Origin of the sequence: Acetivibrio sp., assembly GCF_035371925.1 — a bacterium.
Classification (GTDB): Bacteria; Bacillota; Clostridia; order Acetivibrionales; family Acetivibrionaceae; genus Hungateiclostridium.
Genome location: NZ_DAORXT010000102.1, coordinates 1 through 10,133, shown reverse-complemented (window position 1 = coordinate 10,133; position 10,133 = coordinate 1). Strand labels below are relative to the sequence as shown.

Here is a 10,133-nt window from a genome sequence, read left to right as displayed (position 1 = left end):
TATTTTGCTCTATTTGTTTATATTTTCTAGCTTTTTGTGGGACAATCATATTATACTATTTTCACTTTCATGTCAATAATTGGTTTAAAAAAATAATTATTAATTCTTCTGTTCTATACAAATTACATTTATTTACTACTAATTATTTTATATTTAACCTAATTTATGAAAATTTGTTTTGAAATACTTTTAAAAATCCTTTAAAATAAGAATATATTTTGTTTTTCTATTTTATCATTTATGAAGTTTATTATTTTAGTATAATTTATTGTTCACTTTTACAAATATTTATTTTTCATTATGATCTTATTGATATTTTATTTTAATTTACTTTATTGCCGGTTTCCAAATTTATCTTGCAATTTTACAGAGCAACTTAATTTTTAAACTATGATTGATATAGGATGGATGATATGAGCAATTTAGGCAAGCTATTCAAAGAAATAAGGTTAAGTAAAAAGTGGTCAATAAGGCAGGCAGCAAAAAAAATGGGAATAAGTTACTCATACTTAAGTATCCTTGAAAGAGAAGTTGATCCCCGTACAGGCAAGGATTCCAATCCAAAGCCCGAAACTTTAAAGATGATTTCAAAGGCATACAACTATCCGTACGAAGAACTCCTGAAAGCAGCAGGATACTTGAGCGAGGATATTCAAATTCAAAAAAAATTCGATCATGATATTTTTGTAAAAAATATTAAGCTCATTATGGGGAATATGACCATCGAAGAGTTTTCCCATAACATATACGAAAAGACGGGATATCAAATCAAACCCTCCCAGATAAAAGGTTATCTAGACGGAGATATTGAACCTTTTCCCGGGACGATAAACATTCTTTCAAAATATGCCCAGGTATCTCCGGACTTTTGGTATGTACTCAATACGGAGGAAAGCCTTCAAAAGGAACGAGCCAAATATAATGAAACTGTTTTAAAAGCAGCTTCCCAGTCCTTTAACAAAGAGTTCGCAGCTTTTTGCAAGCTTAATGATGAGATTAAGAGTTTTCTTTCCTCAGAAGAAAATATACCATACATTAAAGCTGCAGTGGAGGCTCGAAAGAAGAATATAAGCGCAAATACTTTAAATTTACTGATAGATACTATCGTAAACGAAGTCAAAAATTCAAAATAGATTTATTGGTAGGGTAAAAAATGTTAAGAAATAATTTACCTAATATCAAATTGTTCTGTGGATCAATACAAATACGGGAGAGTGTTGTATATGCAAAACATGTCACTAATTCAATATATTTTGGTTAGTTTTTCCGAACAAATAATCTTTATTTTATTAGGTTTTTTTTCCATCGGCAAATACAGTTATTTTAAGACTCGCTCCAATTACTTTAGAATATTGGCAATAGCTTCTATTGCTACTTCTATCAGCTATATCCTGCGCGAAAAATTCGGACTTGGCTCCGAAGCTTCGCTATTGTTATTATTTCTTGACATCATATTATTGATACTGATTGCAAAATTCAAATTTTACGAAGCAGTAACCGCCTCCGTACTCGCCTTCTCATTGATATTGCTTGTTGAAATGCCTTTTTCCGTTATTATTTCATTGATTCTTAAAATTGACGGTGAAAAGGAATTTTATCATAATGCCTCAAACTTTGCCACGTCTGTCCTGATTATTCGTTCGCTGCAGATAATTTTGGCAGTTTTGTTTTACCGGTTCAAGTTTAAGATTGTAAATATGGATAATACAAGCATAAAAACAAAAGTGTATTATATTCAATTGATTGTATATTTAATATCTCTGTCTACTATCGGTTTTCTTTCTTTTCTCATGACCAAAATGTTAATCTTTGAAACGGCCGCAATAACTTCATCTCAAAATGTATATTTACTGAAAATAAATATTTTTATTTCCCTGTTTGTAACTATAATTCTAACCCTCGCCGTAAAAAACATCCATGAGTTCTACAAGAACAAAAGTACTCTTAATAATAATGAAGTTATTCAAAATATAGAATATATATATAGACTCATAGACGAACAAAACATTAATGAAGCCAAAGATGCTTTAATTAGCTTGAAATCTCACCTTATCGACCACTAACTTTGTATATAAATCAATCTTTTTGCAATGACTTTAATATAATACTGGCTTCATAATCGCTAGGGAATATGTATGGAGGGGAGTAATTTTTTATGTTTAAAAAAACTTTAAGTATAGTGTCCTTTGCTGTTACCCTGTTTGCAGTTCTATCGGCAAGTTCTGCCTGTTTCTTCTTTTTCCACCAACCCAAAGTTCCAAAAGCTCTTCTCAAAAGCTCTAAATCTGAATTATAAATCATTACAAATTTAAAGACCCAGGCTAAATACCCAGGTCTTTTTATTAATAATTTACTTTATTATTTTTAAGCTTCTCCAGCTAATTGTAAAAGTCTTTCCCATCTGCTGTCAACTTCCTTCTGTATTTCTTCCAACATATACTCATTGCCAGCCTTAAAGAGATGCTTAAATCTTCCTTGGAGTTTCAAGAATTCCTTAACAGGAACCTTTTCCTTCGGTTTGTAGTTTATTATATATTTGCCGTCAATAACCTCATAAAGCGGCCAGAAACATGTTTCAACAGCCATTTTGCTCAATTCCATCAAATCGGGAGTGTTGTATCTCCATCCTCTTGGACATGGCGCCAATACGTTAAGGAATGCAGGTCCGGGTGTATAAATTGCCTTTTCAGCCTTTTCATAAAGATCTTTCATATTACCTATCGGAGCAGTTTGAGCAACATAAGGTATGTGATGGTTTGACATTATCTCAGTAAGATCTTTTCTTGGCTGCATCTTACCGGGTATTTTCTTTCCTGCAGGTGAAGTTGTAGTATCGGCATATTTTGGAGTTGCAGAAGACCTCTGAATACCCGTGTTCATGTATGCTCCATTGTCGTAGCAAACATAAACCATGTCATGTCCTCTTTCCATTGCTCCCGATAATGCCTGGAATCCTATATCGTATGTTCCGCCGTCACCGCCGAATGCGATAAACTTTGTCTCCCCTTGAATTTTTCCTTTTTTCTTTAATACATTATAAGCTGCTTCCGCACCGGAGATTGTAGCACCGGTATTTTCAAACGCACTATGAATGAAAGAATCCTTCCATGCTGTATATGGATAAATAAAAGTTGAAACTTCCAAACAACCTGTTGCACTTGATATAACTGCATGGTCTTCCGGCTTTAATGCCTTTAATATCTGTCTAACAACTATCGGAGCTCCACAGCCTGCACACATTCTGTGTCCGCCGGTAAGCCTTTCCGGTTTTTTAGCTACTTCTTTTAAATTATAAGCCATTTACCGCACCTCCTATTCTCTAACGCCAAGGTAATTGTATACTGAGTCTACTTTACCTGTACTTGCGATTTCTAACAATTTATCATAAGCAACTTGTATATCATCAGCTTTAACGTCTCTTCCACCAAGTCCGAAAATGTAGTTTATAACCTTAGGACCGAATATTCCTTTTGTGAAGAGAGCACTTGTTATTTCAGTAAACAAAGGTCCTCCGGCTGCGTTGAAGCTGTCTGCCTTGTCTAAAACTGCTACTGCCTTAAACTTTGATAAAGCCTCAGCCAATTCATCAACAGGGAACGGTCTGAACACTCTTGGCTTTATCAAACCAACTTTCAAGCCTTTTGCCCTGTACTGGTCAACAACATATTTTACAGTACCAGCAGTGGAGTTCATAACAACGATAGCTACATCAGCATCATCAGTCTTATATTCTTCAAACAATCCGTACTTTCTTCCTGTAAGCTTATAGAATTCTTCCGCCACTTCAAGAATTACCTTCTTGGCATTTGCCATTGCCTGAGCCTGCTGTCTCTTGTGCTCGAAATAATGCATTTGAAGGTCTAACGGACCTACAGAAATCGGATTTTCTCTGTCGAGAAGATATTGAGCAGGCTTATATTCTCCAACAAAAGCCTTAACCTTTTCATCTTCCACCAATTCAATATTTTCTATAGCGTGAGAAGTAATAAATCCGTCTTGACATACCATAACAGGAAGCATTACATCCGGGTGCTCACCTATTCTGTGGGCCATAAGCATATTGTCGTAAGCTTCCTGATTGTTTTCACTGTATATTTGTATCCATCCGGAATCCCTAGCTCCCATAGTATCACTGTGGTCGTTATGGATATTGATAGGACCGGAAAGTGCTCTGTTTACAGCCGCCAACACAATTGGAAGTCTTGAACTTGCTGCTATATACAAAGCCTCCCACATATATGCCAAACCGTTTGCAGATGTGGCAGTCATCGCCCTTCCACCTGCAGCCTGAGCACCTATACATGCAGACATTGCACTGTGCTCGGATTCTACTGCTATAAATTCTGTATCAACAACACCATCGGCAACAAATGAAGAGAAATATTGAGGAATTTCTGTAGATGGTGTTATTGGAAACGCCGCAACTACGTCAGGATTTATCTGTTTCATAGCAATCGCTGTTGCTTCATTACCGCTAAGCCTTTCTCTTATTCCCATTTTGCATCCCCCTTCCTTATACTTCCTCTACAAAGTCTATGGCTTTGAAAGGACATACCTTTGCACAAATGCCACATCCTTTACAGTGATCATAATCTATACCTGTCATTTTTGATTCTTCATTTACCAATATGGATGAATCAGGACATACCGGATTGCAAAGCAAACACTGTTTGCATTTTTCCGAATTCCAAACAGGCTTCATCGAACGCCAATCGCCTGTCCTAAAAAGATGTGCATTTCCGGGAGAATCTATTGCTCCGCCAGGTGTTATATCTTTCCAAGTAACATCAGGTCTTACGTCTCTCAATTCCTTTTTGCTCATAATCCCTTCACCTCCTGCATTGACCTCTCGAGAGCCTTAATATTGCCCTCAACAACCTCAGGCTTGTTTGCAAACTTATGCTTGAATGATTCTACCATATCGTCGAGGAATTCTTTTTCGTCCATGATTTTGCTAACCTTTACTACAGCACCAAGCATTGGAGTGTTTGGGAAATATCTTCCCAAAGTTTCAATAGAAATGGTTCTTGCGTCAATTGTGCAAACTTTTCCCTTGTAACCCTTTAAAAGAGGTCTTATTTCGTCAGGAGATTTTGGAGTGTTGACAATAATAGCTCCATCTTCCTTCAAACCTGATGTAACATCAACCGATGTCAAAAGAGTATCGTCTACAACTACAACATAATCTGGCTCATAAATGTTGCTGTGAATGGTAAGTTTATCGTCACTAATCCTGTTATAAGCCGTGATCGGTGCGCCCATTCTTTCTGGACCGTATTCCGGAAAACCCTGTATGTATTTTCCGGTATTGAATGCAGCGTCAGCCAGCAAAAGCGATGCAGTTTTGGCACCTTGTCCGCCACGCCCATGCCATCTGATTTCAACAACCTTGCCCATGTGGTAATCCTCCTTATTTTATTTATGAGAAGTTTTATGCTGAAAAAATTCAGCTTTGTATTATCAAAAACATAGATTAATACATCTTCAAGTATAATTGTTTGTCAATTTTTTGTCAAGAAATCTAAATTGAAAATGGCTTGATATCTGCATTGATTTGCTCTTTCTATGTTCTTTGTATACAATTTCTTATGCATTTACACGAAGTTTTAATTTTTTATTGATTGCATAAAAGAGGTATTATATGGAATTTGAGATTGCTTTTACACTCCGAAAAGATATTTTAGAATTGATATCGTAAGTACTCCCGGTACTCCCAGCGTACCTACAATAATTGACGTTAAAGGATTTAATGCAATTTGAAAGCCGAAATTACCCCCTACAAAGTTAATTACCAGAACGGCGACTGCCCCAATCAGACCATTGTATACAAGTTTTAAGACAGTTTTCATCGGGACAACCAGATACTTTCCCAAAAAATATAAAAGTACTATTCCTATTACATAAGTAGATACTGTTCCAAATTCCACAGCCATATGCATCCCCACTCCGCTTTCACTTTTGTACTTTTAAATCAACAAGGTTTTATTTTCATACGGCTTAATGAAAATAAATCCTTTCATATATATAAATATATAGTTTGGGTCAAACATTTATTACAAAAATAGATTTTGTATAAGCAGAAGTGGGGCTAAAATATCAAACAATAATGCTGTCTTCGTTTACTTTTATTCCTTTTTCCTTTGCCTTTTTCAAAAGATACTCATATCTTAACTGATAGGCTTTTATCTCATAGGTGTAATAGTCAATTATTTCACTGTCAGTAGCATGCTCAAAATTTGCAGTGGCACTAATCCACTCTTTTTTTGCATCTTTAATGCATTTTATCAATTCTTCAACTTCTTTAAACTCTTCATCTTCTGTCAATTCACTTTTTGCTTTTACTAATAAACCGGACAATTTTGTGAATATGACATTCTTCAAAAGTCTGATATTCAGATTTCTTTGTGTACTTAAATTCATACAATCACCTTATATTTATTTTTTTAAGTTTCACTTTCATAATATTCTTAAATCAAATACAGTTTCATACATTATTAAGTATAAGCAGTTTTTACCTTGACTATACATTTTGCAATGATTATTAACCGAATACTTTGTCCTTTAATACACTATTAATAGCATTTTTTTAATAAAAAAACGGAGGTTTTCATTTTAAGAAAAGTATTGGACCTATTATTCTTGGATTCTAATATTTACTGGAAAAACATTCTTTCTGAATATGGCTTGATATAAGGCTTTAAAACATAAGCAAAAAAAGCTTCTTAACCGATAATAACATTAAAGGTTGTGAATATTATTATAATACAGCAATTTACATTTTTTCATTTAATAATATATTGTTTTTTTGTAATAAACTTGCGATAATATAATTATCCCAAGATAAGGAATAATGGTAATTTTATATTTTCGATGCAATCGATTCGGTTTATTTCGAACCAAACTTCAGGCAAATACGTCTAAACATATAATTAATAAGTATTATTTTAAAAATTAAATTTGATTTGGAGTGTTTTTTATGGCTGACCCTGTAGTTCAAAAAAAGAGTTTAAATCCAAGAACAAAAATAGTATTAATCTGCTTATTGGTATTGATATCGGTTTGCATACTCATATCCATATTTTTTATTTATTCTACGCTATCCTATGATAGGGTCTACAAAGGTGTGTTTATAAATGATATAAACATCAGCCGAATGACTCTCGGAGACATTTATGACTCTCTTAATTCAAGCTATACCGAAAAGTCAAAAGATATAAAGGTTATTCTAGAAAACGATGGTGTAACTGCGGAAGTTGACTTGTCCAAAATAGACTTGAAATATGAAATTGAAGAAGCCGCTCAAAAAGCTTTTGATGTGGGCAGAAAAGGAAATATATTTGCAAGGTTGTCTGAAATTTTCAATGCCAGTAAGAAAGGTGTTCGGCTAAGTTTAGAGTACTCCTACAATCATGACAAAGTCAGCGAGATAGTTGACGATTTTTATTCCAAAACACTGGTTTCGGTCAAAGAAGCAAATCTCTCCATACAGGATAACAAGGTTACCTTTACTACCGGACATCCCGGTAAATCAATAGATAAAGAAAAAGCTTTTGAAATTATTGAGGACTCAATAAAAACGTGCACCGGCGGAACCTTTGACGTTCCTGTTATAACAAACATGCCCAAAGCGATTGACATTGACGATATTTATAATCAAATAGTTGCAGAACCGGTTGATGCAAAACCGGCCGTTGAAAACAACAGTGTAAAAGTTATTCCCCACCAGTTGGGTCGTGAAATTTCAAAATCGGAACTTACCGATATAATTAAGCAAAATGAAAACACCACAGACAAAGAAATATTACTTCCGGTAAAATTCACGCAGCCGAAAGTTACAACGGATGATGTAAATGCAAAACTTTTTAAAGATGTTCTTGCATCATCAAGTACATCCTTTTCCACAGCGGGTCAAAACAACTACAACAGAGGAGTTAATATAGGTATTGCAGCATCAAAAATAAACGGTAAAATTCTTGCTCCCGGCGAAGAGTTTTCATTTAATAATGTAGTTGGCCCAAGAACAGTAGCAAATGGATTTAAGACTGCAAAAGAGTATGTTAACGGCAAAATAGTGGACGGAATTGGCGGAGGAGTATGTCAAGTGTCGTCGACCCTTTACAGTGCAGTGCTTTTTGCAGACTTGGAAACAGTAGAAAGGCATAATCACATATTTACCGTATCATATATTCCACTGGGGAGAGATGCTGCTGTTTCATACAACGAATCGGATTTCAGGTTTAAAAACAATACAAACTGGCCAATTAAAATTGTATCCAGTGTAAAGAACAACAGCGTATATTTCACACTCTACGGCACAAAGGAAGAACCGTCAAAAACGGTGGAAATAAAGCATGTTCAGGTGGGCTCAAAGCCATCGCCTGTCAAATATGTAGATGACCCAAATCTTGAAGAGGGTCAGACAGTGGTTATTCAGTCGGGATATACAGGATATACCATAGACACATATAAAATAGTAAAGGTTAACGGTAATGTTGTAAGTGATAACAAGATTCACAGAAGTACTTACATTCCTTATGAAACCATTATCAAGAGGGGTACTAAAAAAGCTGCCAAATCAGCAGAAACTCATTCTCCAGTCCCCGAAACATCATTATTGCCGGCATCCGATCCGACACCGCAGCCACCGCTTCCCGGTGAAGTTGTTGATGAAACACTTGTATCCGAATAAATTTCAATAATAAAAGCGAGGGGAATCAACCCTTCGCTTTTTATTATAGTTTTTTTCCTGGATGATAAATCTAGTAACTGTCCACGCTTACGGCACCGTTGCTTCTTAATATTTCACTAATCTTGTCAATCTTGTCGTCATCTGCTTTCATGCTGAAAAGTGTTTTACCTGCCTTAATATCCGTTTCATACTGACGGCTTTTGTTTTCCGGAATACCCAAATCAATAAGTCCGCCGACAATACCTCCTGTAACTGCTCCGGAAATAAGTCCCGTTATCGGACCTGCAGCAGCTACAATTCCCAATCCCGGTATAACCATGCTTCCTGCACCGATCAGCAATCCTGCCAATCCTCCAAGTATTCCTCCGGATACCACTCCATTGGATATGTTGTCGTTTACTCCGCCTTCATTTTTACCTAAAGACATGTTCGCAGTAGTGTCCCCTTTTCCCATAAAAAAGCCTTTTTCATCGTTGCCGCCCTGATCCTGCTTTGTCACTATTGAAATATCGTCAGTTCTAAGCCCCTGCTCCTTTATCTGATGCGCTGCTCTTTCCGCACTGCTGTAATCATCAAAAACTGCTGCAATAGTTTTTGACATAATTTTTCCTCCTTTTCTTGTACTGAGTTTAGTTTTGGTTATTATAGTTTTAATTATTCCGCATATATATGCATTTTTTTGGATTTAAGGTGATAAAGCTGAGACTAAACACTTTTTCTGCGAGAATTGTAATTATTATTTAATGTTTGGTTTATTCTTTATGGTGTATAATTTAAGTATATTGCCGTAAATAAAATACTATAATGGAGTTGATAGCGTGAAAAAATACATAATTCTCTCATTTGTTTTGGCCATAGTACTCTCTTTAACTTCAATTTACGCAGGGGCTGAGTCAATTCCTGAGGTGCAGACAAAGAATGCGAATGCTCTCGTAGCTTTGGGAATTATGAAAGGCTATGAGGATGGCTCCCTAAGACTTGAAAACAAAATTAAAAGAAGCGAATTTATAACTTTAGTTGTAAATTTGATGGGATATGACACAGATACTGATCTTGACAGCGTAAAAGTTACTTTCACCGATATTAACAAAAATCACTGGGCTTACAACAATATAAAACGTGCAATCAAGTATGACCTTGTTTCAGGTTACCCTGACAATACCATTGCACCCAATAATGATGTAACTTACGCTGAAGCCCTTGCTGTCGTAATTCGTGCCCTTGGATATGAAAAGACGCTAAAAGGCGAATGGCCAGACAATATAATAAACAAAGCAAATGAACTCAAACTCTCAACCAATCTTAACCTTGACGCAAATCATAAGCTTACTCGCGGCGAAATGTCGGTAATAGTTTACAATGCTCTTACTGTAAAGTTTAACCGCTAATATTATGAATATTAATAATAATCCTTTATAAGGGGCTGTCTCAAAATAAGATAAAT

At 35.4% G+C, this 10,133-nt stretch carries 12 protein-coding genes; 5 read left to right on the top strand and 7 right to left on the bottom strand.

Annotated elements, in window-relative coordinates; all coding sequences use genetic code 11:
- Window positions 1–413 precede the first annotated feature (413 nt).
- The 3 genes from PLH43_RS11690 (at window position 414) to PLH43_RS11680 (ending at window position 2,296) form a co-directional block, all read left to right on the top strand.
- Window positions 414–1,133: a helix-turn-helix transcriptional regulator gene (locus PLH43_RS11690; protein ID WP_324363304.1), complete on the top strand. Its 720-nt coding sequence runs from the start codon at window positions 414–416 to the stop codon at window positions 1,131–1,133.
- Between the two features lie 90 nt (window positions 1,134–1,223).
- Complete coding sequence (locus PLH43_RS11685; protein WP_324363301.1) at window positions 1,224–2,063, top strand: hypothetical protein; 840 nt, start codon at window positions 1,224–1,226, stop codon at window positions 2,061–2,063.
- A 92-nt stretch (window positions 2,064–2,155) separates the two neighbouring features.
- Window positions 2,156–2,296 carry a cyclic lactone autoinducer peptide gene (locus PLH43_RS11680; RefSeq protein WP_324363299.1) on the top strand — a complete coding sequence of 47 codons (141 nt, stop codon included), beginning with the start codon at window positions 2,156–2,158 and terminating at the stop codon, window positions 2,294–2,296.
- Window positions 2,297–2,364: 68 nt separating this feature from the next.
- On the opposite strand, the gene PLH43_RS11675 is transcribed toward PLH43_RS11680, so the two are convergent.
- The 6 genes from PLH43_RS11675 to PLH43_RS11650 form a co-directional block, all read right to left on the bottom strand.
- Window positions 2,365–3,300 carry a thiamine pyrophosphate-dependent enzyme gene (locus PLH43_RS11675; RefSeq protein ID WP_324363297.1) on the bottom strand — a complete coding sequence of 312 codons (936 nt, stop codon included), beginning with the start codon at window positions 3,298–3,300 and terminating at the stop codon, window positions 2,365–2,367.
- A 12-nt stretch (window positions 3,301–3,312) separates the two neighbouring features.
- On the bottom strand, window positions 3,313–4,497 hold the full coding sequence (gene porA, locus PLH43_RS11670; protein ID WP_324363295.1) for a pyruvate ferredoxin oxidoreductase: 1,185 nt from the start codon (window positions 4,495–4,497) through the stop codon (window positions 3,313–3,315).
- A 16-nt stretch (window positions 4,498–4,513) separates the two neighbouring features.
- Window positions 4,514–4,822 carry a 4Fe-4S binding protein gene (locus PLH43_RS11665; RefSeq protein WP_324363293.1) on the bottom strand — a complete coding sequence of 103 codons (309 nt, stop codon included), beginning with the start codon at window positions 4,820–4,822 and terminating at the stop codon, window positions 4,514–4,516.
- Complete coding sequence (locus PLH43_RS11660; protein ID WP_324363291.1) at window positions 4,819–5,397, bottom strand: 2-oxoacid:acceptor oxidoreductase family protein; 579 nt, start codon at window positions 5,395–5,397, stop codon at window positions 4,819–4,821. Before PLH43_RS11660 ends, PLH43_RS11665 begins: the two co-directional genes overlap by 4 nt.
- Before the next feature lie 263 nt (window positions 5,398–5,660).
- Entirely contained in the window at window positions 5,661–5,933 is a 273-nt protein-coding gene (locus tag PLH43_RS11655) for a pro-sigmaK processing inhibitor BofA family protein (RefSeq protein WP_324363289.1), read from the bottom strand.
- 163 nt (window positions 5,934–6,096) lie between these two features.
- Window positions 6,097–6,420: a YaaL family protein gene (locus tag PLH43_RS11650; protein ID WP_324363287.1), complete on the bottom strand. Its 324-nt coding sequence runs from the start codon at window positions 6,418–6,420 to the stop codon at window positions 6,097–6,099.
- A 556-nt stretch (window positions 6,421–6,976) separates the two neighbouring features.
- On the opposite strand from PLH43_RS11650, the gene PLH43_RS11645 reads away from it, so the two are divergent.
- Window positions 6,977–8,689: a VanW family protein gene (locus tag PLH43_RS11645; protein WP_324363285.1), complete on the top strand. Its 1,713-nt coding sequence runs from the start codon at window positions 6,977–6,979 to the stop codon at window positions 8,687–8,689.
- A gap of 70 nt (window positions 8,690–8,759) precedes the next feature.
- Here the strand turns inward: PLH43_RS11645 and PLH43_RS11640 are convergent, their stop codons facing one another.
- Window positions 8,760–9,290, bottom strand: coding sequence for a hypothetical protein (locus tag PLH43_RS11640; RefSeq protein ID WP_324363283.1), 531 nt, complete (start codon window positions 9,288–9,290; stop codon window positions 8,760–8,762).
- A 217-nt stretch (window positions 9,291–9,507) separates the two neighbouring features.
- Here PLH43_RS11640 and PLH43_RS11635 point away from each other — a divergent pair, with 217 nt between their 5' ends.
- Window positions 9,508–10,077, top strand: a complete 570-nt coding sequence (locus tag PLH43_RS11635; RefSeq protein WP_324363281.1) for an S-layer homology domain-containing protein — start codon at window positions 9,508–9,510, stop codon at window positions 10,075–10,077.
- Window positions 10,078–10,133 lie beyond the last annotated feature (56 nt).